The sequence below is a fragment of the Pseudomonas sp. UBA6562 genome (assembly GCF_002434265.1).
Taxonomy (GTDB): Bacteria; Pseudomonadota; Gammaproteobacteria; order Pseudomonadales; family Pseudomonadaceae; genus Aquipseudomonas.
Map to the genome: position 1 here is coordinate 392,842 of NZ_DJJS01000006.1, position 23,988 is coordinate 416,829.

Genomic DNA, 23,988 nt, shown 5'->3' on the forward strand with positions numbered 1-23,988 from the left:
ACGGATAGCGCGCATAGTCATGGATGGCCTATGAACTGTCAACTCAACGCAAAACGATTGGTCAACAAGTGTTTAAATAACAACCAGATTTGTCTGTTATGCAACGCGCAGGCCGTGCAGCCGCGACCGTTGTGCCACGCCTGCGAAACCGACCTGCCTTGGCTGACCCAAGCTTGCAGCCATTGCGCCCTGCCCTTGCCGGGGCCGGGGCTGACTTGCCTGCGCTGTACCTTGGCGCCGACGGCCTTCGACAACGTGGTCGCACCCTGGCAGTACGCCTTTCCCCTCGACACCTTGATCAGCCGCTTCAAGCACCAGCGCCAGTGGCCGTTGGGCCGCATGATGGTGGATTCGCTGGCCCAGGCACTGAGCCACCGCTACAGCGACGGCCTGCCACGTCCTGACCTGCTGCTACCGATTCCTTTAGCCAAGCGCCGCCTGCGCCAGCGCGGCTTCAATCAGGCGGCGATGTTGGCACGCTGGTTGTCGCGGCAACTGCGCGTGCCCTGCGAGCAAGGCTGGTTGCTGCGCGCGCGGGAAACGGCCGCGCAACAAGGGCTCGACGCCCAAGCGCGCCGGCGCAACCTGCGCGGCGCCTTCGCCTTGACGCCACAGGCGGCGCCGGCCAGCCTGCACTTGGCGTTGGTCGACGACGTGCTCACCACCGGCGCTACTGCCCAGGCCGTGGCGACCCTGCTTCGCCAGGCCGGGGCCAGCCGCGTCGATGTCTATTGCCTGGCGCGCACGCCGCAGCCTGCCCGAGCTTGAAGGCCTATGTGGCGCGATCGGCCGGCCCTATCGTCTTCCACCATGTCATAGCCCTCCTGGCCGCAGCCGAACTTGACTTGCCCGAACGGCGGAGGCACCGTCGCCGCTCCTGCCTTCGTCCCGCCAGGCCCCGCCATGTCCCTGCCACCTTCGCTGACCCAGCACATCGCCCGCCGTCCGCAACGCATCGCCCTGCTGCAGCACATCGCCGAACAGGGTTCGATCACCCGCGCCGCCAAGGCGGCCGGCGTCAGTTACAAGGCGGCATGGGACGCCATCGACGAGCTCAACAACCTGGCCAGCCAGCCGTTGGTCGAACGTAGCACCGGCGGGCGTGGCGGCGGCGGCGCGCGCCTGTCCAGCGAAGGGGCGCGGGTGCTGGGCCTGTACCAACGCCTGCAGAGGTTGCAGGCGCAGTTTCTGCAAGCGGCCGACAGCGGCGACGACCTCGACCTGCTGGGCCGCCTGATGCTGCGCACCAGCGCCCGCAACCAGTTGCAAGGTCGGGTCAGCGGGTTGCGCCGCGAAGGGCGCCACGACCGGGTCAGCCTGGCACTGGGCGGCGGGGTGGAGATCGACGCGCTGATCACCCCCGACAGCACCGAGCGCTTGGCGCTGGCCCTGGGGCGCACGACGGTGGCCCTGCTCAAGGCCGGCTGGGTGCGCCTGCTGGCCGAAGACGAAACCGCCGAGCCGGGCTGCAACTGTTTGCAGACCGAGGTCGAACAGGTGCAGGTGGAGGACGACGGCAGCGCCGAGGTGCGCCTGGCGCTGGGCAATGGGCAGACGCTGTGCGCGCTGGCCGAGGCCGAGTGGCTGAGCGCGCAGGCCATCGAGGTGGGCCGAACCGTACGGGCGCAGTTCCACCCTTCCTATGTGCTGATCGGTACTCCAGCGTAGCCAGACGCGCCGTCCGCCCTTGCATAGCGCAGAAGCGTTACCATGGCGCCCCGCCGTTCAGTTCAGGAGCCCACCATGTCCCACCCCTTCGATGCACTGACCCCCGACCTGGTCCTGGACGCTGTGGAAAGCCTGGGGTTTCTCAGCGATGCCCGGGTGCTGGCCCTGAACAGCTATGAAAACCGCGTCTATCAGGTCGGCATCGACGAAGCGCAACCCTTGATCGCCAAGTTCTACCGCCCAGACCGCTGGAGCGACGCCGCCATCCTCGAGGAGCACCAGTTCACGGCGGAACTGGCCGAGTGCGAGGTACCGGTAGTGGCGCCGATGCGGCACGAAGGGCGCACCCTGTTCGAGCACCAAGGCTTTCGCTTCAGCCTGTTCCCACGCCGCGGCGGGCATGCGCCGGAACCGGGCAACCTCGACCAGCTCTACCGCCTCGGCCAACTGCTCGGGCGGCTGCATGCGGTCGGCGCCACGCGCCCTTTCGAGCACCGTGAAGCCTTGAGCGTCGAGGGCTTTGGCCACGCTTCGCTGCGCACCCTGCTCGACGGCAACCACGTGCCCAAGGAACTGTTGCCGGCCTTCGAATCGGTGGCGCGCGACCTGTTGCAACGCGTGGAAGCCGTCTACGCCCGCACGCCCCATCAGGTTATCCGTCTGCACGGCGATTGCCACCCCGGCAACCTCATGCACCGCGACGAGGCCTACCACGTCGTCGACCTGGACGACTGCCGCATGGGGCCGGCGGTGCAGGACCTGTGGATGATGCTCGCCGGCGACCGTGAAGAGCGCCTGGGGCAGTTGGCCGAACTGATCGACGGCTACAACGAGTTCCACGACTTCGACCCGCGCCAACTGGCCCTGATCGAGCCGCTGCGCGCCCTGCGCCAGTTGCACTACAGCGCCTGGCTGGCCAAGCGCTGGGACGACCCGGCCTTCCCGCGCAGCTTCCCCTGGTTCGGCCAGCCGCGTTACTGGGGCGACCAGATCCTGGCATTGCGCGAGCAATGCGCGGCGTTGGACGAGGCGCCGCTGAAGCTGTTCTGAAGCCTGCGCCCAAGCCTTGAACACACGGCGGGTCGCGCCACGGACGCCGAACGGGCCCGACCTCGATGCCCCGTCCGTTCAGGCGTCCTTGCCGCCACGCCGAGGAATGGCACACCGGCAAGCCGACCTGCCGCATCGCTGTCAGGCAATGCTCCGGACCGACCCACAAACCGTCTACAATACGTCGGCGTTTTGCACCCAATCTCTGCAAGGATCCACCATGCACGCTGCAAACCTGCGACGCGGGTATTTCCTGGGCCTGACCGCCTACATCATCTGGGGCCTGTTCCCGCTGTACTTCAAAGCCATCCAGAGCGTGCCGGCACTGGAAATCATCGTTCATCGCGTGCTGTGGTCGGCGCTGTTCGGTGGCGTGTTGCTGATGCTCTGGAAGCATCCGGGTTGGTGGCGCGAGCTGCGCCAGCACCCGCAGCGCCTGGCAATCCTGGCCCTGAGCGGCAGCCTGATCGCGCTTAACTGGCTGACCTACGTGTGGGCGGTGAATAGCGGGCGCATGCTCGAAGCCAGCCTGGGCTACTACATCAACCCCTTGGTCAACGTGCTGCTGGGCATGCTGCTGCTGGGCGAGCGTCTGCGCCGCCTGCAATGGCTGGCCGTGGGCCTGGCGCTGGCGGGCGTGGCGCAGCAGGTGTGGCAGGTCGGCAGCCTGCCGTGGGTGTCGCTGGTGCTGGCGCTGACCTTCGGTTTCTACGGGCTGATCCGCAAGAAGGCGCCGGTCGCGGCGCTACCGGGCCTGGTGGTGGAAACCTGGATGCTGGTGCCAGTGGCGCTCGGCTGGCTGTTGCTGCACCCGAACGCCGTCAGTGCGGAGCCGGGCTTCTACACCACCTCCGAAGCGCTGTGGTTGATGGCGGCCGGGCCCGTGACGCTGGTGCCCTTGGTGTGTTTCAACGCGGCGGCACGGCACTTGCCCTACACCACGCTGGGCTTTTTGCAGTACCTGGCGCCGACCTTGGTACTGCTGCAAGCGGTCTGGCTGTTTGACGAACACCTGAGCCCCAGCACATTGGTGGCCTTTATGTTCATCTGGGCAGGATTGGCGCTGTACAGCGTCGATATCTGGCTGAACCTGCGCAAACGCTGATCAATAAATGATCGAAACCCTGCAGGCCACATACATGCTGGCCTGCAGAAACATCTCCCAAGGTTATGCACAGGCTCATCCCCGCGAAAACTGCATAACCTGCCTGTGTATAAGCCAGGTTCCCGCGCTCAACCCTCCGCACGCAGGTGCAACTCCACCATCAGGTCGTCGGCCAGGCTTTCCAGACGCTGCTGCAAGCGTTCGAGGGCGAGCATCGGCGGCAAGGCCAGCGAGGCCTCGGCCTTGAACAGCGGCTCGTTGCTCATCGGCGCGGGCTGCACCTGGGTGCTCAGGCGCTCCACATTGACGCCCAATTCGGCCAGCACCCGGGTGATGTCGCGCACGATGCCCGGTCGGTCGTTGCCGACCAGCTCCAGGGCGATCGGCGTGCCGCCGGCCAGCGGATCGCTGCCGCTGCGAGCCACCTGCACCCGAATGCCCTGCCCCTGCAAACCTTCCAGTGCCTGCACCAACGCGTCGTGGCGGTCGCTGGGCACCGCTACGCGCAGGATGCCGGCGAACTGCCCGGCCATGCGCGACAAGCGGCTGTCGAGCCAATTGCCTTGCTGGTCGGCGATGCACTGGGCGATGCGCTCGACCAGCCCCGGGTGGTCGGGGGCGATCACGGTCAGTACGAGAGTGTCCACGGCGTGCTCCTGCAAGCGGTGCGGCAAGCCCGCACGGTGAATGGGCATAGCGATAGAGGCCGGAGTATAGGCGCTACGCGACAACCTGCCGCAGAGCGAGCTGCACCTAAAATCGTGTACCGTTTTTATATTTATCTGGAACAATTCACTCATTTTTTGCGAACATGCGTTTTCCTAGCGTGACCTGTTGCAGCCCGAGGGGTGCAGAACGGCGTTCTTGGTCGCATGTTCACTCGCGTACGGCTTCATGTAGTATGCGCCGAACTGGACTACAAGACGTCGTCCGGTGGTCTGCCGAGGTGCCTGTGCCCAACCTCCAGCCCTCGCCCCGCCGCCTGCCGGGCATGTACGGACGCGAGCCGGAGCAAGCGCTTACAGGCTTTTTACGATGAGCGATATCGCTGAGCAGAGTGAGGCAAGCAATGACTGAACACGTTCGAGTCGGTGGCCTTCAGGTCGCCAAGGTCCTGTATGACTTCGTCAACGACGAGGCCATTCCCGGGACCGGTATCGTCGCCGAGCAGTTCTGGGACGGTGCGCAAAAGATCATCAACGACCTCGCTCCAAAGAACAAAGCCCTGCTGGCCAAGCGCGACGAGCTGCAAGCCCGTATCGACGCCTGGCACCAGGAACGTCAAGGCCAGGCCCACGACGCCGCTGCCTACAAACGCTTCCTTCAGGACATCGGCTACCTGCTGCCACAAGCGGACGACTTCCAAGCCACCACGCAAAACGTCGACGAAGAAATCGCCCACATGGCCGGCCCACAGCTGGTGGTGCCGGTGATGAACGCCCGCTTCGCCCTCAACGCCGCCAATGCCCGCTGGGGCTCGCTGTACGACGCGCTGTACGGCACCGACGCCATCGACGACGAAGGCGGCGCGGAAAAGGGCCAGGGCTACAACAAGGTCCGCGGCGACAAGGTCATCGCCTTCGGCCGCGCCTTCCTCGATGAAGCCGCGCCGCTGGAAAACGGCTCGCACGCCGACGCCACGGCCTATCGCATCGAAGCCGGCCAGCTGGTGGTCGCCCTCAAAGGCGGCAGCAGCGGCCTGCGCAACCCCGAGCAACTGCTCGGCCTGCACGGCGACGCCGCCGCGCCCACCGCGATCCTGCTCAAGCACAACGGCCTGCACTTCGAAATCCAGATCGACGCCAGCACCCCGGTCGGCAGCACCGATGCCGCCGGCGTGAAGGACATCCTCATGGAGTCGGCGCTGACCACCATCATGGACTGCGAAGACTCGGTCGCCGCCGTCGATGCCGACGACAAGGTGCTGGTCTACCGCAACTGGCTGGGCCTGATGAAGGGCGATCTGGCGGAGAACGTCAGCAAAGGCGGCAAGACCTTCACCCGCACCATGAACCCGGACCGCGAGTACAGCGCGCCCAACGGCGGCACCGTCACCCTGCACGGCCGCTCGCTGCTGTTCGTGCGCAACGTCGGCCACCTGATGACCAATCCGGCCATCCTCGACGCCCAGGGCAACGAGGTGCCCGAAGGCATCCAGGACGCGCTATTCACCGTACTGGCCGCGGTGCACAACCTCAACGGCAACACCCAGCGCAAGAACACCCGCAGCGGCAGCGTGTACATCGTCAAACCGAAGATGCACGGCCCTGAAGAAGTCGCCTTCGCCGCCGAGATCTTCGCCCGCGTTGAGCAGTTGCTGGGCCTGCCGGCCAACACCCTGAAGGTCGGCATCATGGACGAGGAACGCCGCACCACGGTCAACCTCAAGGCCTGCATCAAGGCCGCAGCCGAGCGTGTGGTGTTCATCAACACCGGTTTCCTCGACCGTACCGGCGACGAAATCCACACCTCCATGGAAGCCGGCGCCGTGGTGCGCAAGGGCGTGATGAAGAACCAACCGTGGATCGCCGCCTACGAAGACAACAACGTCGACGTGGGCCTGGCCACCGGTCTGCAAGGCCGTGCGCAGATCGGCAAGGGCATGTGGGCCATGCCGGACCTGATGGCGGCCATGCTCGAACAGAAGATCGCCCACCCCCTGGCCGGCGCCAATACCGCCTGGGTGCCGTCGCCCACCGCTGCCACCCTGCACGCGCTGCACTACCACAAGGTCGACGTGCAGGCGCGTCAGGCCGAACTGGCCAAGCGCACCCCGGCGTCGGTCGACGACATCCTGCGCATTCCGCTGGCCGGCGACACGCAATGGTCGGCCGAAGAAATCCGCAACGAGCTGGACAACAATGCCCAGGGCATTCTCGGCTACGTGGTGCGCTGGATCGACCAGGGCGTGGGCTGTTCGAAAGTGCCGGACATCAACGATGTCGGCCTGATGGAAGACCGCGCCACGCTGCGGATCTCCAGTCAGCTGCTGGCCAACTGGCTGCGCCATGGCGTGGTCAGCCAGGAGCAGGTGATGGAGAGCCTCAAGCGTATGGCCGCCGTGGTCGATCGGCAGAACGCGGGCGATGCGCTGTACCGCCCACTGGCCGACGACTTCGACAGCAACATCGCCTTCCAGGCGGCGGTGGAACTGGTGGTCGAAGGCGCCAAGCAGCCCAACGGCTACACCGAGCCGGTGCTGCATCGTCGTCGTCGGGAGTTCAAGGCGCGTAACGGGCTGTAAGCCGCCGCGCCGGCCTGTGGGTGCGCGAAGGCGCGCCTACAGGCTCAGCTCTTTGCTCACCAATTCCAGCAAACGGGTCAGGTCGACCGGTTTGAGCAGCACATCGAGCACACCCAAGTGCATCGCCTTGACCGCTTCCTGCACATCGGTGTCGCCCGACACCACGATGATCGGCAACTCCGCCCGCTCCGACGCCCGCACGTGACGGATCAGCGCCAGGCCGTCTTCGGGCTGCATGCGCAGGTCGGTGATCATCAGGCCGATCGAAGGCCGCATCCTCAAAGCCGCACGCGCCTGCTGCACGCTGTCGGCCACGCTGCATTCCCAGCCACGACTTCTCAGGTACGCCGCCAGCGCTTCGCGGTTGATCGCGTTGTCGTCCACGACCAACACGGAAGGAGCCGGGCCCGCCGGCGCGCTGACATCGGCCAGCGCACGGCGCTCGGCGTCGCTCAGGATGTCGTCTTGCTCAGCCATGCTCATCTCGTCAAAAAAATCCCTTCAAAACAGTTAAGACCGCAGTCATAGCTATAACCGACTGCCTTTCGTCGGAAATTTGACGCACAAGGCAGCGATGTTTGCGCCACATCACGACTGCAGGTCTATGGCTGGGTTATGCGTCCCTTCACACCTTGCAGGTGATCGACGATGGTTTGCGTGCAGGTCAGTACAGCAGCAAGCCTTGATAGCCCTCGGCCAGCGCGCCGCAGCAGGCAATGCGGCGCTGCGCGGCCTTATATGGCAGGCATAGACTTACGTCCAATGTAAAGCTTGCCCACATCGTCCGACCATGGGCCTTACAGCAACAAGCAATAACAAGGATTGTGCCAAGTGCGCCGTCTCACCCTGCGACCGATGCCATGAGCCAACAGGACGCCTTCGATCAAGCGGGCAAGACCGCCGTGCGCCAGAACATCCTGGGCATGCTGCAATTCCTGCAACGCTTCCCACCCTTCAACCAGATGGAACACGGCCACCTGGCCTACCTGGTGGAACAGTGCCAGCTGCGCTTTTACGCAAGCGGCGAAACCATCGTCAAGCCTGCCGATGGCCCGGTGACGCATTTCTTCATCGTCAAGCAAGGCCGTGTGGTCGGCGAACGCCAGCACGCGCGGGGCGCCGACACCACACCCACCTTCGAGATCACCGCCGGCGAATGCTTTCCGCTCGCCGCCCTGCTCGGCGAGCGCGCCACGCGCACCGAGCACCTGGCCGGCGAGGACACCTTCTGCCTGCAACTGCACAAGGCGGCGTTCGTCCGCGTGTTCTCGCTGTCGGAGGCGTTCCGCGATTTCGCTTTACGTGGGGTCAGCAGCCTGCTCGACCAGATCAACCAGCAGGTGCGCCAACGCGCGGCGCAGACCCTGGGCACGCAATATTCGCTGAATACGCCCCTGGCCGAGCTGGCCATGCGTCATCCCGTGATGTGCGCCGCCGACACGCCGGTGCGCGAGGCCGTGCGGCAGATGCACGAGCAACAGGTAGGCAGCATCGTCATCGTCGATGGGCAGCGTACCCCCTGTGGCATCTTCACCCTGCGCGACTTGCGCCAGGTGGTGGCCGAGGCCAACGCCGAGCTGGACGCGCCCATCGCCCGCTACATGACCGCCGCGCCGTTCTGCCTCAGTGCCCAGGCCAGCGCCTTCGACGCGGCGCTGGCGATGACCGAGCGGCACATCGCCCACGTCTGCCTGGTCGACCACGGGCGCCTGTGCGGCGTGGTCTCCGAGCGCGACCTGTTCTCCCTACAGCGGGTCGACCTGGTGCACCTGGCGCGCACCATCCGCCATGCCCCACGGCTGGAGACCCTGATCGCGCTGCGTGGCGAGATCGGCCAACTGGTCGAGCGCATGCTGGCCCATGGCGCGTCCTCGACGCAGATCACCCAGATCGTGACCCTGCTCAACGACCACACCGTGTGCCGGGTGATCGAGCTGACCCTGGCCGAACAGGGCGACCCCGGCGTGCCCTTCACCTGGCTGTGCTTCGGCAGCGAGGGACGGCGCGAACAGACGCTGTACACCGACCAGGACAACGGCATCCTCTTCGAAGCGGCCGATGCGAGCGAGGCCGAGGCCGTACGCCTCCGCCTGTTGCCGCTGGCACGGCTGATCAACCAGCAGCTGGCGCGCTGCGGCTTCAGCCTGTGCCCCGGCAATGTGATGGCCGGCAACCCGGAACTGTGCCTGTCGCGTACAGAGTGGGCACGACGCTTCGCCGGGTTCGTGCGCGAGGCCAGCCCGGAACACCTGCTGGGCTCGACCATCTACTTCGACCTGCGCGCGGTGTGGGGCGACGAGCAGGGCTGCGAGCAACTGCGTCAGGGCATCCTCGCTCAGGTCGCGGACAATCGCCTGTTCCAGCGCATGCTGGCCGAAAACGCCCTGCGCCAGCGCCCGCCCGTGGGCCGGCTGCGCGACTTCGTGCTGACCCGCCAGGGCAACGACAAGACCGCCACCCTCGACCTCAAGGTGCAGGGCCTCACACCCTTCGTCGACGGCGCACGGTTGCTGGCCCTGGCCCATGGCATCGGCGCCAACAACACCCTCGAGCGCCTGCGCCAACTGGCCCAGCGCGAGGTCATCGACGCCTTGGACGCCGCCGCCTTCGAAGAGGCCTACCACTTCATCCAGCAGACCCGCATGCAACAGCACCAACGCCAGAGCCGCGACAACCAGCCCTACAGCAACCGCCTCGACCCGGACAGCCTCAACCACCTCGACCGGCGCATCCTGCGCGAATCCCTGCGCCAAGCGCAGCGTCTGCAAAGCAGCCTGGCGCTGCGGTATCAGCTATGAACCCGTTCGCCTGGCTGCGGCCGGCCACGCCCCTCGTTCAGGAGGCCCTGAAAACGCGCCTGGCACGCTTGCCGCAGCCCACGCCCTGGCGCACTTGCAGCCTGCGCGAACAGCGTTGGGTGGTGCTCGACTTGGAAACCAGCGGCCTGAACCTGAACCGCGACCAGGTGCTGTCGATCGGCGCGGTGGCCATCGACGAGGGCGCCATAGACTTCAGCCAGCAATTCGAACGCACCCTGCACCGCCCCGAGCAGAAGACCACCGCCAGCGTGCTCATCCATGGCCTGGGGCCCAGCGCCCTGGCCGCCGGCTGCGACCCGGCCACGGCCTTCGTGGAACTGCTCGAATTCATCGGCGACAGCCCAGTGCTGGCCTTCCATGCCCCCTTCGACCAGCACATGCTGACGCGCGCCTTGAAGCACAGCCTGGGCCACCGGCTGCAATCGCCCTTCGTCGATGTGGCCGACCTGGCGCCGATGCTCAATCCCGACGTGGCCATGCGCGAAGCCGGGCTGGACGCCTGGGTCGCGCACTTCGGGCTGGAAGTGGCCGAGCGTCACCACGCCAGCGCCGACGCCCAGGTGACGGCCGAACTGACCCTGATCCTGTTCAGCCAGGCGCGTCGCCAACAGCTCGACAGCCCTCAGGCGCTGCTCCAGCGCTTGCACGCCTGGCGTCGACGCAAGGCCCACCACCAGGGCTTGTGAGGGCAGTCAGCGCCACTGGTGATCGACCACAACCAGCTCGCGCGCAACCTTCGTCAGGCGACGCGATGATTGGCTGCTGCGGCGAGTACCCACCCCACCTACAGACCCCATTACCGCACCCAACCGTCGCAAAAGCGCCAGCGTGACCCGCTCATCCAAAGCGGAGCCACCCCATGAGCCTGGAACACTTCAAATCCTTCGATCTGCCTTTGAGCGCTCTGCTCACCCCGCCGCCGCCACCCGACCCGACCTTGCCGCTGCTGAACGCGCGCCAACGCTACTTCGCCGACCTGGCCGACTACTGGCTCTCCGGCACATCGTCTGCGAGCAGCCGCCAAGCCCAGTTGGGCGAGATTCTGCGGCGACAACTGCTGGCGCAAATCGCTATGCGCGAAGGCGACCACACGCTGGGTTCCAACCATGCCGAGCTGATGGCCTGCTGCGTGAACCTGCCCCTGCCCTCGCAACGCCAGCATCTGCCGGCGGCGCAGCGTCCGCAGGTGTACCGGCCGGTGCTGAGCATCACCACGCCGCATTGGCGCTGCCCCTTGCGCGGCGCTTTCGTGATCGTCGAGGGCGGCCCCGAAGGCGGCATGCCCGATCCTCGCCAACCCGGCGAATACGCCCTGCTCTGCAGCCTGCCCCATGGCATCGAGGCCTTCGACAGCCTGGCCGAACTGCACGTCGAGCTGTGCGAACGGCTCGACGACCCGCAACAGAGCCGTCCGCTCCTGCGCCATCTGCACAGCGACGAGGATCGCGAGCGGGCCTGCAATGCCGAGCGCCTGCGCTATGAGTGGTTCAACGACGACTTGGTCCAGGCCCAGGTTCAGGACTTGATCGACGGGCAACGCACCGCCCTCATCGCCCTCTGGGAAAACGCCGCGCGACGGTCGCTGGCAGATCTGTCGGTCCTGGCCAAAGACCTACAAACGGCCGCCGATGTCGTGCCCTGGATCGACAGCCGCTCGGGCCTGCAAACTCGCTATGGTCTGCTCCTGGAACGCAACTCGCCGGCCTGGCTGCGCCATGCGTCGGCCCAGGGTCTGACCCACATCATGCAGACCGTGCAGGAGCTGGTGGTCGCCATCGACCAGGCATCGGCTCCAGGCATCCTCAACCCCGAGCAGTTCCTCGAGCGCAACAGTTTGCTGGCCTGGACCCGCGACCGTCTGCGCAGTACCTTGCGCCAGCGCCACCAATTGGATCTCGACCCGCTCCATGTGTACGTCAGCGTGACCCTGGCCAGGCAGAAGGGCCCGGTGCTGCACCCGGGCATCACCACCGCCTGGATTCCTGCCGCCAGCCGTCCGCAAGTGGGCGATAGCGTCGAGCTGGTGCGCCGCACCTACCGCCTCGACGAACTGGCCCTGATCAATGTCAGCCTGCTCGACATCGACTACTGGCTCACCGCCAGGGTGCACGACGCGGACGACCACACTGTGTCCGGCATCACCCCCATTCAGATCCGTGCCATGGTGCGCGAACTGAACGTCGGCGAGAGCTATAGCCAATACCTGCGTACCCACCTGCTGACCTCGACGCAGGCGCAGTGGCGCAGGGATCGCTACATCGACATCAGCCGCGCGCGCATGCGTGCGGAGCTGGCCAAGGCGCACCACGCCGGGCACCTGCTGGAAGATCCGTTCGAGCGCGGTTTCGCGTGGGCGACGCTGGTGCTGGACCACCCGCACGCCCAAGCGCGCCAGCAATTGCCCGTGCAGCGTCTGAGCGTGCGCCAGCTACTGCTGGGCGGGCATACCCTGCACGATGTCATGCTTGTCACGCCCGACGGGGCTGGCTTCTCGCGCTTCCTGGCGTACACCCCGGATGCGCCAGATAGACGCGCCTGGCGGGAATTTCGCAACACCCGCCACCTGCTCCGGACGCTGCGCAGCAAGCCCGCACTACGCAAATACGTCAAGGAACGTCTGCCGCTGCTCGACCCCGAGCAGGTCGAACGCTGGCTGACCAAGGGCGGCCTGGGCGCCATCGCGCAACGCCCGGAAATCGACGACGACTTCCAGAGCGCCCGCTATCTGGCCGAAGTCAACGCCACTCTGGCGCGCGTCGATGCCAGCACCAACACCAAGCTCGAACTGTTGGGCGAGCTGACCTTGCATGCGCTGTCGATCCTGCTCGACCTGATCAGCCTGGTGATCCCAGCGCGCACTTTGGTGCCGGTGGCACTGGCGCGTTCGATACTGTCGGTGATCGACGCCAATACGGCGTTCAAGGAAGACGACCGCGTCGGCGTGCTCAAACACCTGGTCGAATCCTTCACCCACATCAACGATGCGATCAACAACATCGGCGGCACCACCGTGATGCGTCGGGCCATTCGCGCCATTCCCCCGACCCCACCATTGAAGCTGCCGCCCGCCGCAGCCATCAACATCGACACCGACAAGCTGCGTTACCGGGTCGACGGCATTCACAAGGAAGGCATCTACGAGCAGCCGTCGCCTTATGCGGGCTTGTCGCTGTACTACATCAAGGACGCGGCCGGCGTGAACTATCAGGTCGCGTTCGATGGCTACCGCTGGCGAGTGCTCGACCCGCGTATGCCCGACGCGTACATCAAGGTACCGGTCAAACGGCGCGCGGATGGCGAGTGGGTCGTGGATTCGCCTGTGCTGTGGTACGACGGCTTGCCCGATCTGGAGACGCTGTTGACCGAGTGCCGATTGCCGGAACGGCCGATGGGCGTCGAGCCCCCTGGTGGGGACGGCCTGTTCCAATACGAGGGGCAGCTGTATCTACTGGCGGGGGAACAGGCGTTACCGCTGCGTGCGCACTTGCTCGACCATCACTACCACCTGCTGATTCCGAACCAGCCGAATGGTCCCGCTACGGCCTGGGCGATCCTGCGCTGGCGCGACGGGCAGTGGCGCATCCGGGTGCGTCAGGCCGGGCGCAGCAGCGATTGGCTGGCGCTACCGGCCGCTTACTCGGTCAGGCGCGGGAGCAGCGCGTCCAGGCGCTGATGCAAGGCGCTGCCGCTCGGCCAATTGCGCAGCAGGCGCGCCCGGTCGCGGGCGTAGGCGGCGGCGAAGCTGCGCTGGGTGGCATGCTGGCACATGGCGTCGAGGTCGATCAGCGACCATTGCCCGTCGACCCAGAACAGGTTGTGTCCCTTGAAATCGCCATGGCTGATGCGTTCGCGGATCAGCTGTCGCATCAGGCTGACCAGCGCATCGACCTGCGCCTGCGGCGCCTGGCCGTCGTCCACATAGGGCGCGAAGCACTCGGTCAGGTCCGGGCCGTCGACGTAGTCGGTGATCAGGTAGGCGCGGCCACGCAGGCCCAGCACGCGCCGCTCCAGCACCGCCAGCGGGCGCGGGGTGGCGATGTCGAGGAAGGCCAGGCGCTGGCCTTCGATCCAGGAATGCCAGGCCCGGCTGGGGCGCCAGAAGCGCTTGAACCAGTGTGCGGTGTTCTTGATGTTGTAGCGCTTAATCACCAGCGCCCGGCCGCCCACCTCGACGCGCGCCACGCTGGCGGCGCCGCCGGTCTTGTACAGGTGGCCCTGGTCGATCAGCGAGTCGGCCTGCTCCAGCACCGGCGACAGGGCGTCCACTTCGCTGCGGCGAATCGCCTGCAACTTCGACAGGCTGCGCTCGACGCTGAACAGGCTGCATTCGCGGCCGGCCTTGTCCAGGTAATCCTTCTGCCGCCAGGCGCGCACCTTGTCGACTTGTTTCTGCAACGCCTCGAGCGGCAGCGCATGTTCGGCGTTGGCCAGCAGGTAATGCACCAGCAGCTCTTCGAGGAACGGCTCCAGACGCTTGGGCAACTGGGCGAAGAACACCCCGAGGTTTTCCAGCACGCGCTGGCGCGATAGGGGCTTACCTGGGGTTTCGGCCTTGATGCCGGCGCCGTCGATCAGGTACAGGCGCTCACCTTGGCGCAGCAGGTTGTCCAGGTGCAGGTCGTCTTGCCACAGGCCTACCGCATGCATGCGCGCCACGGCCGCCAGGGCCTCGCCGATCACCTGCTGTTGGCCGTCGCTCAATGCGGGCTGGGTCGCCACCTGCTGCCAGGCATCGTCCAGGCTTTGCGCCTGGCCGAGAAATTCGAACAGCAGCCAGCCGCCCTGGCCTTCGACCAGACCGTCGGCGAGCAGGGTCGGCGTGGTCAGGCCTTGCGCGGCCAGCAGACGCACGCCTTCGAGCTCGCGCTGGAAATGCCGCGCCGCGTTGCCACCGACCAGCAGCTTGGCCAGCACTGGCGTGCCGCGCCACAGGGCCGCGCCCACGTAACGCTGGCCCGGCAACACGCGCAGCAGGCTGAGCAATTGCAGGTCGGCAGGCCCGGCGGCATCGGCCAGGGTCAAGGTCAGCGGCAGGCTCGGGTTGCGCCCGGCCTGTTTGAGTTCGGCCAATTGCATCAGCGCGCTCCCTTTTCACGGTGCCGGCGCAGCAGATGCTGTTGCCAGTCGCCCACCACCGCGCTGTCGGCGGGTTGGTCGAGGTAGGCGGCCAGCAGCAGGCGCAACTCGCCTTCGTTCCAGACGCGGGCGCGGCGCATCAGCGGCTCGAGGTCCTTGAGGCGGTCGCGGCGGCCGAACAACAGCGGCCGGGTCTTCTCCAGGTCGATCAACTGCGCCTGCCAGCCGCTGCGCCGTTCGCGCAAGAAGATGTGCTTGGGGTAGAAGCAGCCATGCACTTGCCCGGCACCGTGCAGGGTGCGCGCCAACTGGCCGCAGGCTCGCAGGATGCCGTCGCGCTGCGCGTCGCCCAATTCGGGCCACTGCGCCAGCAGGCCGTCCAGGTCGCGCCAGTCGTCCAGGGCGCGGGTCAGCAGCATCGCCCGATGCGCCTCACGATCTTTGCGCTGGCCGTAGAACACCGCCTGCAACGCCGGGATGCCGAGCGTCTGATAACGGCGGATGTTGCGAAACTCGCGGCTGAAGGTCGGCTCGCCGAAGGGTGCGTGCAGGGTGCGGGTCAGGTAGTCGGCCTGGCGCTTGAGGTAGTAGCCCTTGCCCTCCAGCTCCAGGCGATAGACGCTGCTCCAGCCGCCACGTCCGGTATTGGGTTCGTCGACGGCCTCGAGCTGCAAGCTCCACAACGCTTCGAAATCGTTCAGGCCGTGACGCTGCAACAAGGCGACGTCCTCGCTGGCCAGGTAATCGGTCATTCCCTTCCCTCGAAAAAGCTCAGCACCTGGGCGATGCGCCGTTTGTCTTTGCTATTGAGCCGCGCATGGCCGCGGTAGTGCAGGTAGAAGCGCAGGCGCTGGGTCGCCGAGAGGTGGTACTTGGCCACCTTGTCCAGGCAGGCCAGGTCCTTGATCACCCGATGGCGCAGCATGAAGCCACGCCAGAAGTCGCCGGTCGGGCAATCGATGAAGAACACCGTGCCCTGATCGTCGACCAGCAGGTTGCGCCACTTGAGGTCGTTGTGGGTGAAGTGGTGGTCGTGCATCACCCGCGTGTGGCGGGCCACCTGCCGGCACAGGTGCGCCACCCAGGCGCGGTCGGCCAGGCGCGGATCGTTGCGCTCGGCCAGCACCGAGAGGTCTTCGGTGCGCGGCAGCTCGCGGGTGATCATCGCGCCACGGCCAAAGGCCAGGCCCTTGCGCTCCAGGCCCCAGGCGACCACTTCGGCGGTGGGGATGCCCCACTTGGCGAACTGCTTGAGGTTCTGCCACTCGGCCTTGATCCGCGGGCGGCCCAGGTAGCGGCGCAGGCCCTTGCCGGCGCCGGTGTAGCGCTTGACGTAGTAGTTGACGCCGTCACGCTCGACGCGCACCACTTCACTGAGCGGGTCGCGGGTCAGGCGCTCGCCTTGCAGGGCGAACACCGCCTCCAGGCTGCCGAAGTCCGCAGCCAGGTGTCGATAACCCGGCTCCAAGGTCCAGCCGGCCATCAGAGTGCATCCCCGTAACGCTGCTTGCGCGCGTAGAGCTTGTGCGCCTTGCGTTGCAGGTAGGCGAGCAAGGCGGCCTCGTCGCGCAGTATCTGGCGCAGCGGGCGCTGGAAGTAGCCGCGCAGGAAGCGCAGCTCGTCGCGCGGGGTCAGGCCGATGTCCAGCGCCGAGAAGTACAGCGCGGCCAGGTCCTTGTCGCGCCAGCGGCGGCTGATGCGCGTGCGCGTCTGCGCGCGGTGCAGGTCGATCAGCGACAGCTTCAGCGTGCCCGGGGCGATGGGCCGGTCGGTGTGCAGCAGGAAGTGGCAGATGTAGCAGTCGCGGTGGTTGACCCCGGCGCGGTGCATGGTGCCGGTCATGCGCGCCACCTCGGCGATCAGCGCGTGCTTGAGGGCCGGCGCCGGTGGCTGCTGGCGCCAGTCCAGGCTGAAGTCTTCCAGGCTGACGGTCGGCGCCAGTTCTTCGGTGACGATGAACGAATGCTGGTGTGCCGGATTGCTGCCGCGCTCGCCGTAGGCCACGGCGGTCATGGTCGGCACGCCGGCCTGGTGCAGGCGCTCGATGGCGCGCCATTCCTGGCCGGCGCCAAGCACCGGCAGCTTGGCGCTGAACAGGTTCTTGAACACCTCGCCCCAGCCGATGCCGCGGTGGATCTTGACGAAGTAACCAGCGCCGTCGACTTCGGTACGCAGCGTGCGGCGCCCTTCGAGCTCGCGGTACACCTCGCCCTGCAACCCCTCGACGGCCTCGAACGGGTCGCGCCCGGCCCACAGTTGCTTGAATGGCTCAGCCAGAATCAGCTTCATGGGCGGGGCTCCGCGAGGATCACGTCGGCGGCATGCTGCGGCATGCTGTAGAGGTCGGCGCTGTCGGCGAAGGCCAGGCCGTTGCGCGACCAGGCGGCGCGCCGGTCGGGCGCCTGGAGCATGCGTGCCAGGTAGTCGTCGAGCTGCGCCTGGGCGAAAGGCTCGTCGAGCACCAGGCCGCAGTCGGCTTCTTCGATGTAATGGGCATAGCCACACACCTTCGACACCAGCACCGGCAAGCCGGCCACCAGAGCTTCGAGCAGCACGGTGCCGGTGTTTTCGTTGTAGGCGGGGTGGATCAACAGGTCGGCGCCGAGCAGAAAACGCGGGATGTCGCTGCGGCCCTTGAGGAACTGCACCTGCTCGCCCAGGCCCAGGGCGGCGCTTTGCAGCTGGAACACCTTGGGGTCGTCCTGCCCGATGACCAGCAGCCGCGTGCGCTTGCGCAAGTCGCCGGGCAAGGCGGCCAGCGCCTTGAGGCTGCGGTCCACGCCCTTGGTCTTGAAGCCCGAGCCGATCTGCACCAGCAGCAGTTCGTCGGCGCCGACGTCGAACTCCTGGCGCAGGCCAGCCCGGATGTCTTGGGCGTTGGCCGGTGCGCGGCGGTCCTGGGAGATGCCTGGCGGCAGCAGGTGGAAGCGTTCGGCCGGGGTGCCGTAGTGCTTGACGAACAGCGGCTGCTGCACCTCGGAGATCATCAGCACCTGGGTCTTGGACTCGCGGACGAACACTGCCCGCTCGTAGTCGGCGAAATGCTTATAGCGGCCCCAGCGACGGTACAGGTTGCCGCGCAGGGTCTGGGCCTTGTCTTCGAAGCAGCCGTCGGCGGCGTAGTACACGTCCAGGCCCGGCATCTTGTTGAAGCCGATCAGGCGGTCGACCGGGCGCCTCGCCAAGTCGGCCGCCATCCACGCGCTGAGCTTCTCGTTGCGGCGGTGGTTGAACAGCGCCTTGACCGGCGCCACCAGCACTTCGAAGCCAGGGGGGATGTCGCCTTCCCAGATCAGGGTGTAGACGCGGATCTGGTGCCCGCGTTGCTGGCACTCCAGGGCGATGCGCATGAAGTCGCGCTGCAGGCCGCCGAAGGGAAAGTATTTGTAGAGCACGAAAGCCAGTTGCATCAACGAACATCCTCAGCCAGCAGCAGCGCGCTCAGGCGGCTCGCCACATGCTCGGGATTCAGGCGAGTGAAGCACAGGGGCCACTCGCGTTTGAGATCGAACCGGCGCAGGTCTTCGGCGCTCGGTTTGTAGGTGCACTTCTTTTGCAGGCACGGGGCGCAGGGGAAATCGCTGGCCTGGTGCACTTGGGAGCGGCCGTAGGCGCCGGTCAAGCCGGGGTTGGTCGGGCCGAACAGGGAAATGGTCGGCACGTCCAGTGCCGCGGCCAGATGCCCAAGCCCGGTATCGACCGCCACGCAGGCCTTGGCCGCGGCCAGCACGCGGGCCACGCCGACCAGGTTCAGGCGCGGCAGCACCTGGCAGTGGCTCAAGCCCTGGGCGATGCGTTCGGCGCGGGCCTTCTCGGCCTCGTTGCCCCACGGCAGGCAGACTTGCAGCTTGCGCCGCCCCATGCGCTCGGCCAGCTCGCGCCAGTAGGCCTCCGGCCAATGCTTGGTGGCCCAGGTGGTGCCATGCAGGAACACTACGTAGGGCGCGGCGGGCGGCAGTTGCAGACGGGCCAGGTCCAGGCCGTAGTCGCCCAGGCCTTCGGGCAGGTCGTAGGCCAGGGCCATGGCGAACAGTTGCCGCGTGCGTTCGACGGCATGTTGGCCGACCGCGACCGACAGGCGCCGGTCGTAGAAGCGGCTCGACAGCCCTTCGCGCGCCGAATAGCGGTCCAGCCCGGCCACCGGGGCCTTGACCAGGCGCGTCAGCCAGGCCGACTTGAGCAGGCCCTGGGCGTCGATCACCAAGTCGTAGGTGTGCTCGCGCAGGCGCTGCCTGAACGCTTTGAACTCGCCGCTCTTGAGCGTTTGCCAGAGGCTCTTGCGCCAACGGCGGATGGCCACCGGAATCACTCGATCGACCGCCGGGTGCCAGGTCGGAATCTCGGCGAAGCCCTCCTCGACCACCCAGTCGAAGCGGATGCCGGGAATGGCCTGCGCGGCGTCGGTGAGGGCCGGCAGGGTATGGATCACATCGCCGAGCGACGACGTCTTGACGATCAGTACCCGCACTTAGTCGACCTCGGCCAGCAGGTTGATCGGCTGTGCGCCGTCGAGGCGTTGCAGGGCCGCGATCACGGCCTGGGGTTCGAGCAGGCGCAGGCAGTTGTAGTGGCCGAAACGACAGGTACGGTCGAAGCAGGGGCTGCACTCCAGCCCCAGGCGCACCACTTCCACCTGGTCGGCCAGAGGCGGTGTGAAGCCTGGCGAGGTCGAGCCGTAGACCGCCACCAAGGGGCGGTCGAGGGCGGCGGCGACGTGCATCAGGCCCGAATCGTTGGACACCACCGCGTCGGCGCACGACATCAGGTCGATGGCCTCGGCCAGGGAGGTTTCGCCGGCCAGGTTCACCGACTCTTCGCGCAGGCCGGGGATCAGCCGCTCGCGGATCGCTTCGCCGACCGGATGGTCCTTCTTCGAGCCGAACAGCCAGACCTGCCAGCCTTGGCGCACCAGGGCCTCGGCGACCTCGGCGTAGTGCTCGGTCGGCCAGCGCTTGGACTCGCCGAACTCCGCACCGGGACACAGCGCCAGCACCGGACGGTCCAGGGCTAGACCGAACTTGGCCAGGGCAGCGTCGCGGCTGGCCGTTTCGATGCGCAAGGCGGGCTTGGGGTAAGGCTGCGGCAGCTCGGCGCCCGGCGCGTAGGCCAGGGCCATGAAACGCTCGATCATCAGCGGGTAGCGTGCCTTGTCGAGCGTGCGCACGTCGTTGAGCAGGCCCCAGCGCATTTCGCCACGCCAGCCGGTGCGGGTGGGAATCCCGGCAAAGAACGGCACCAGGGCCGATTTGAGCGAGTTGGGCAGCAGGATGGCCTGGTCGTATTGGCCCTTGAGCGACTTGCCGATGCGCCTGCGGGTGCCCAGCTCCAGCGCGCCGTGGCCGAGTGGAAAGCTCAAGGCCTGGCGCACTTCGGGCATGCGCTCGAGCAGCGGCCGGCTCCAGTCGGGGGCCAGCACGTCGATGACGCAGTCGGGGTGACGCTGTTTCAGAACCTGGAACAGCGTCTGCGCCATCACCATGTCGCCGACCCAGCTAGGCCCAATGATCAGTATTCTCATGCGTTTTCCAGAACTCGAAAGGGCCGGCACTTGGGATGCCGGCCCTTGGAGAAGTCGGCGGACATGCCGCGCCACGGATGGCACGGCGGCTAGGCGCCGGTCTTCTTTCTTTATATTCAGGCTGTGTGGCGCACAGTGTACCACCCACTCGGCGCAACACACCCGGATGACGGATATGTCGCCGCCGCGCAGTCGATCGCGGATACGCCACAGTGATACGCAGCGCTGCCCAGCACGGTCCCCATCGTCACTCCAACCCCAACGCCCCCCAGATCCGCCGTACCTCGCGGCGCTCCTCGGCGAACTGGCTCGCGTCCACCACGCCGGCCTGCTTCTGCAACGCCTGGCGGTGCGAGGCCGAGCGGAACGTCTTGTATGCCTCGCGCAACAACGCGGCGTCGCCTGCGGGCATCAGTCCGGCCTGCTCCAGCTCTTCGAGCAGGCGGATGTTGTCGGTCCAGCGCAACAGCGCCGGATGGTCGTGGGACCAGGCCAGGGCGGCGTACTGCACCATGAACTCGATGTCGACGATGCCCCCGGCGTCCTGCTTCAAGTCGAACGGCAAGCCTGGTTCATAGGCGTTGGCCGCGGTACCGGCCGCGGTGCCCTTGCTGCCCAGGCTGGCGCGCATCTTGGCGCGCATGTCGCTGACGGCGGTGCGCAAGGTGGCGATGTCGCGCGCCTGCCCCAAGACACCGGCGCGCACGGCCTCGAAAGCCTCGGCCACCTGCTTGCAACCCACCAGCACCCGCGCCCGTACCAGGGCCTGGTGCTCCCAGGTCCAGGCTTCGTTGCGCTGGTAGCGCTCGAACGCGCCCAACGAGCTGACCAACAGGCCGGCCGCGCCCGAGGGGCGCAGGCGCATGTCGACGTCGTAGAGCTGCCCGGAGTTGGTCTGCGTGGTCAGCAGATGGATGATGCGCTGGCCCAGACGGGTGAAGAACTGTGCGCCGTCGATGGGTTTGTCGCCGTCGGTCTCGGCATGCGGGTCGCCGTCGTGGATGAACACCAGGTCCAGGTCCGAGCCATGGCCCAATTCGATGCCGCCGACCTTGCCGTAACCGACGATGATGAACGCCGGGTCGCACAGGCTGCCGTCGCTGCGCCTGGGCTGGCCATGTCGGGCGACCGTATGCCGCCAGGCCAAGGCCAGCACCTGATCGAGGATCGCCTCGGCCAACCAGGTCAGGTAATCGCTGACCTTCATCAGCGGCAGGTTGCCGGTGATCTCCGAGGCCGCCACGCGCAGGCTGTGGGCCAGTTTGAAATGGCGCAGCGCTTCCATCTGCTGCTCCAGGTCGTCCTCGGGAATGCGCATCAGCCGCTCGCGCAGTTCCGAGCCCAGCTCCGGGGCCAGCGGCGGGCTGAACAGCCGGTCTTCGTTGAGCAATTCGTCGAGCAGCAGCGGGAAGCGGGTGATCTGCTCGGCGATCCACGGGCTGGCCGCGCACAGCGTCAACAGGCGGCGCAGGGCGCCGGGGTTTTCCGTGAGCAGCACCAGGTAGGCCGAGCGCCGCGCCACCGCCTCGACCAGGGGCAGCACCCGCTCCAGCACCAGGTCCGGGTGGTCGTGTTCGACCGCCTGGGCCAGCAGGCGCGGAATGAAGGCGTCCAGACGCTCGCGGCCGATGCGCTGCATCGAACGCAGCGACGGGCTGGCGCGCAAGGCGGTGAGCCGGCGCAGGGCTTCGGCGGGGTTGCGCAGGCCGGCTTCCTGCAATTGTCGACAGGCCGCCTCTTCGTCCTGGGCCTGTTCCCACAACGGCGACCACTCGCCGCCCACCACCAGCTCGCCCTCGGTTTCGTCCTCGTCCGGGTCGGCGATGACCTGGCGGAAATGCCAGTCGATACGCTCGCGCCACTGCATCAATTGCGCATGGAAACCGTCCCAGTCGGCGAAGCCGAGCATGTAGGCCACGCGCGCGCGGTCCAGGGCATCGTCGGGCAGCATCTGCGTCTGGCGGTCGGCGATGGCCTGGATGGCGTGCTCGGTGTAGCGCAGGAAGGCATAGCCGTCGCGCAGCTCGGCGACCACCGCCGGCGGCAGGTAGCCCTGCCCTTCCAACGTCGCCAGCACTTTGAGCAACGGCCGCTGTTGCAGGCTCAGGTCGCGCCCGCCGTGGATCAGCTGGAACGCCTGGGCGATGAATTCCACTTCGCGGATGCCGCCGGCGCCCAGCTTGATGTTGTCGGCCATGCCCTTGCGCCGCACCTCCTGCTGGATCAACTGCTTCATGGTGCGCAGCGCTTCGATGGCCGAGAAGTCCAGGTAGCGGCGGTACACGAACGGTCGCAGCATGGCCTGCAACTGCGCGCCGGCCGTCTGGTCGCCGGCCACCACGCGGGCCTTGATCATGGCGTAGCGCTCCCAGTCGCGGCCCTGGTCCTGGTAGTAGTGTTCCAGCGCGTTGAAGCTGAGCACCAGGGCGCCGGAGGAGCCGTAGGGGCGCAGGCGCATGTCGACGCGGAACACGAAGCCGTCGACCGTGACCGGGTCGAGCGCCTTGATCAGGCGCTGGCCCAGACGGGTGAAGAATTCCTGGTTGTCCAGCGCGCGCTTCATGCCCTGGGTTTCGCCGCCTTCGGGGAAGGCGAAGATCAGGTCGATGTCCGACGACAGGTTCAGCTCCACCGCGCCCAGTTTGCCCATGCCCAGCACCACCATGTGCTGGGCCTCGCCGCTGCGTGCACCGACAGGCGTGCCGAATTGCTGGCAGTGGCGTGGGTAGAGCCATTGGTAGGCCTGGTCGATGCACGCGTCGGCCAGGTCCGACAAATCGCGGCAGGTTTCCTTGAGCTCGGCCTGGCGGGTCAGGTCGCGCCAGACGATGCGCACCTGCTGGCGGTTGCGCTCGCGGCGCAACTGCCGCGCCAGCGCCTCTTCGCTGGCAGCGGCAGCGGCCGTCGCCGCGATGCGCGCGCACAACTCGCCCGGCGCCAGCGGCCGCTCCAACTCGCCGCTGCCTAGCAACTCGCAGAAGACGGCCGGCTCGCGCAGCACCTGCTCCATGACGAAGTCGCTGGCCGCCGTGACCTGCTCGAACTGCCCACGCTGCACGGCGCTCCAGGTCGTGGGATCGAGTGCCGGGTGGCTGGCGACGGCATCGTGCAAGGCTTGTCGATTGCGGGCGACGACCGGTTGGAAGGCAGCGGGCAGATCGGGCGGCAAAGGCTGGCGCATGGGCTATCCTTGATCGGCGTTTGGCGGAGGGACGTCGGCAGCCGTGAAGAAGGCTTGACGGAAGAAATTGTATACAAAAGTTTTAAATAGCTTAAAAACCCTGAATAGCGGCATCAATCATCAATAAACCGCCAATGGTCTCGTATTTTTCACGCACAGAAACGATTTTTCCTACAAGCCAAAGTGCGACCGAATGTCGCTTATCTGTAGTTTCGCTACTACCCCTGCGCTGCAAAAGCATGAAATCAAAATGCATTTGTAGTAAAACTACACGCCGCCGGATCAGACCCCCGGCAATCCAAGAATTCACGACGTCTGCCCATAAGG

Annotated in this window: 19 protein-coding genes; 8 read left to right on the plus strand and 11 right to left on the minus strand. The window is 66.6% G+C overall.

What is annotated here, in order from left to right:
• Nucleotides 1–30: 30 nt before the first annotated feature.
• From B4M43_RS09270 to rarD, 4 genes are all read left to right on the plus strand, one after another.
• A complete protein-coding gene (locus B4M43_RS09270) occupies nt 31–768 on the plus strand; it encodes a ComF family protein (protein ID WP_296266329.1) in 738 nt (245 codons plus the stop codon).
• Nucleotides 769–903: 135 nt separating this feature from the next.
• On the plus strand, nt 904–1,668 hold the full coding sequence (locus tag B4M43_RS09275) for a TOBE domain-containing protein (RefSeq protein WP_296266331.1): 765 nt from the start codon (nt 904–906) through the stop codon (nt 1,666–1,668).
• A 75-nt stretch (nt 1,669–1,743) separates the two neighbouring features.
• Entirely contained in the window at nt 1,744–2,718 is a 975-nt protein-coding gene (locus tag B4M43_RS09280; protein WP_296266332.1) for a serine/threonine protein kinase, read from the plus strand.
• Nucleotides 2,719–2,938: 220 nt separating this feature from the next.
• The gene (gene rarD, locus B4M43_RS09285; protein WP_296266333.1) at nt 2,939–3,823 is read left to right on the plus strand and encodes an EamA family transporter RarD; all 885 of its coding nucleotides are present in this window, start codon (nt 2,939–2,941) and stop codon (nt 3,821–3,823) included.
• A 128-nt stretch (nt 3,824–3,951) separates the two neighbouring features.
• On the opposite strand, the gene B4M43_RS09290 is transcribed toward rarD, so the two are convergent.
• Nucleotides 3,952–4,470, minus strand: a complete 519-nt coding sequence (locus B4M43_RS09290; RefSeq protein WP_296266335.1) for a glycine cleavage system protein R — start codon at nt 4,468–4,470, stop codon at nt 3,952–3,954.
• 422 nt (nt 4,471–4,892) lie between these two features.
• Between B4M43_RS09290 and B4M43_RS09295 the strand changes: the two genes are divergently transcribed.
• Nucleotides 4,893–7,067 carry a malate synthase G gene (locus B4M43_RS09295; RefSeq protein ID WP_296266336.1) on the plus strand — a complete coding sequence of 725 codons (2,175 nt, stop codon included), beginning with the start codon at nt 4,893–4,895 and terminating at the stop codon, nt 7,065–7,067.
• Between the two features lie 36 nt (nt 7,068–7,103).
• On the opposite strand, the gene B4M43_RS09300 is transcribed toward B4M43_RS09295, so the two are convergent.
• Nucleotides 7,104–7,550 (minus strand): response regulator, encoded by a 447-nt coding sequence (locus B4M43_RS09300; protein WP_296266338.1) that lies wholly within the window; start codon nt 7,548–7,550, stop codon nt 7,104–7,106.
• A 377-nt stretch (nt 7,551–7,927) separates the two neighbouring features.
• Here B4M43_RS09300 and B4M43_RS09305 point away from each other — a divergent pair, with 377 nt between their 5' ends.
• The 3 genes from B4M43_RS09305 to B4M43_RS09315 all read left to right on the plus strand — a co-directional run bounded on the left by B4M43_RS09305 (nt 7,928) and on the right by B4M43_RS09315 (nt 13,559).
• On the plus strand, nt 7,928–9,865 hold the full coding sequence (locus B4M43_RS09305) for a putative nucleotidyltransferase substrate binding domain-containing protein (RefSeq protein ID WP_296266339.1): 1,938 nt from the start codon (nt 7,928–7,930) through the stop codon (nt 9,863–9,865).
• The gene (locus B4M43_RS09310; RefSeq protein WP_296266341.1) at nt 9,862–10,572 is read left to right on the plus strand and encodes a 3'-5' exonuclease; all 711 of its coding nucleotides are present in this window, start codon (nt 9,862–9,864) and stop codon (nt 10,570–10,572) included. The genes B4M43_RS09305 and B4M43_RS09310 overlap by 4 nt, the downstream gene beginning before the upstream one ends.
• A gap of 173 nt (nt 10,573–10,745) precedes the next feature.
• Nucleotides 10,746–13,559, plus strand: coding sequence for a dermonecrotic toxin domain-containing protein (locus tag B4M43_RS09315; RefSeq protein ID WP_296266343.1), 2,814 nt, complete (start codon nt 10,746–10,748; stop codon nt 13,557–13,559).
• Here B4M43_RS09315 and B4M43_RS09320 read toward each other — a convergent pair.
• The 9 genes from B4M43_RS09320 to B4M43_RS09360 all read right to left on the minus strand — a co-directional run bounded on the left by B4M43_RS09320 (nt 13,520) and on the right by B4M43_RS09360 (nt 23,971).
• On the minus strand, nt 13,520–14,962 hold the full coding sequence (locus tag B4M43_RS09320) for a lipopolysaccharide kinase InaA family protein (RefSeq protein ID WP_296266345.1): 1,443 nt from the start codon (nt 14,960–14,962) through the stop codon (nt 13,520–13,522). The genes B4M43_RS09315 and B4M43_RS09320 overlap by 40 nt on opposite strands.
• Complete coding sequence (locus tag B4M43_RS09325; protein ID WP_296266347.1) at nt 14,962–15,714, minus strand: lipopolysaccharide kinase InaA family protein; 753 nt, start codon at nt 15,712–15,714, stop codon at nt 14,962–14,964. Before B4M43_RS09325 ends, B4M43_RS09320 begins: the two co-directional genes overlap by 1 nt.
• A complete protein-coding gene (locus B4M43_RS09330; RefSeq protein WP_296266350.1) occupies nt 15,711–16,445 on the minus strand; it encodes a lipopolysaccharide kinase InaA family protein in 735 nt (244 codons plus the stop codon). Before B4M43_RS09330 ends, B4M43_RS09325 begins: the two co-directional genes overlap by 4 nt.
• Nucleotides 16,445–17,251, minus strand: a complete 807-nt coding sequence (rfaP, locus tag B4M43_RS09335; RefSeq protein ID WP_296266351.1) for a lipopolysaccharide core heptose(I) kinase RfaP — start codon at nt 17,249–17,251, stop codon at nt 16,445–16,447. The genes B4M43_RS09330 and rfaP overlap by 1 nt, the downstream gene beginning before the upstream one ends.
• Nucleotides 17,248–18,372 (minus strand): glycosyltransferase family 4 protein, encoded by a 1,125-nt coding sequence (locus B4M43_RS09340; protein ID WP_296266354.1) that lies wholly within the window; start codon nt 18,370–18,372, stop codon nt 17,248–17,250. The genes rfaP and B4M43_RS09340 overlap by 4 nt, the downstream gene beginning before the upstream one ends.
• Complete coding sequence (gene waaC, locus B4M43_RS09345; RefSeq protein WP_296266356.1) at nt 18,372–19,430, minus strand: lipopolysaccharide heptosyltransferase I; 1,059 nt, start codon at nt 19,428–19,430, stop codon at nt 18,372–18,374. The genes B4M43_RS09340 and waaC overlap by 1 nt, the downstream gene beginning before the upstream one ends.
• On the minus strand, nt 19,431–20,480 hold the full coding sequence (gene waaF, locus B4M43_RS09350; RefSeq protein WP_296266358.1) for a lipopolysaccharide heptosyltransferase II: 1,050 nt from the start codon (nt 20,478–20,480) through the stop codon (nt 19,431–19,433).
• A 247-nt stretch (nt 20,481–20,727) separates the two neighbouring features.
• Complete coding sequence (glnE, locus tag B4M43_RS09355; RefSeq protein ID WP_296266360.1) at nt 20,728–23,661, minus strand: bifunctional [glutamate--ammonia ligase]-adenylyl-L-tyrosine phosphorylase/[glutamate--ammonia-ligase] adenylyltransferase; 2,934 nt, start codon at nt 23,659–23,661, stop codon at nt 20,728–20,730.
• Between the two features lie 91 nt (nt 23,662–23,752).
• Nucleotides 23,753–23,971, minus strand: coding sequence for a hypothetical protein (locus B4M43_RS09360; protein WP_296266361.1), 219 nt, complete (start codon nt 23,969–23,971; stop codon nt 23,753–23,755).
• Between the last annotated feature and the right edge of the window lie 17 nt (nt 23,972–23,988).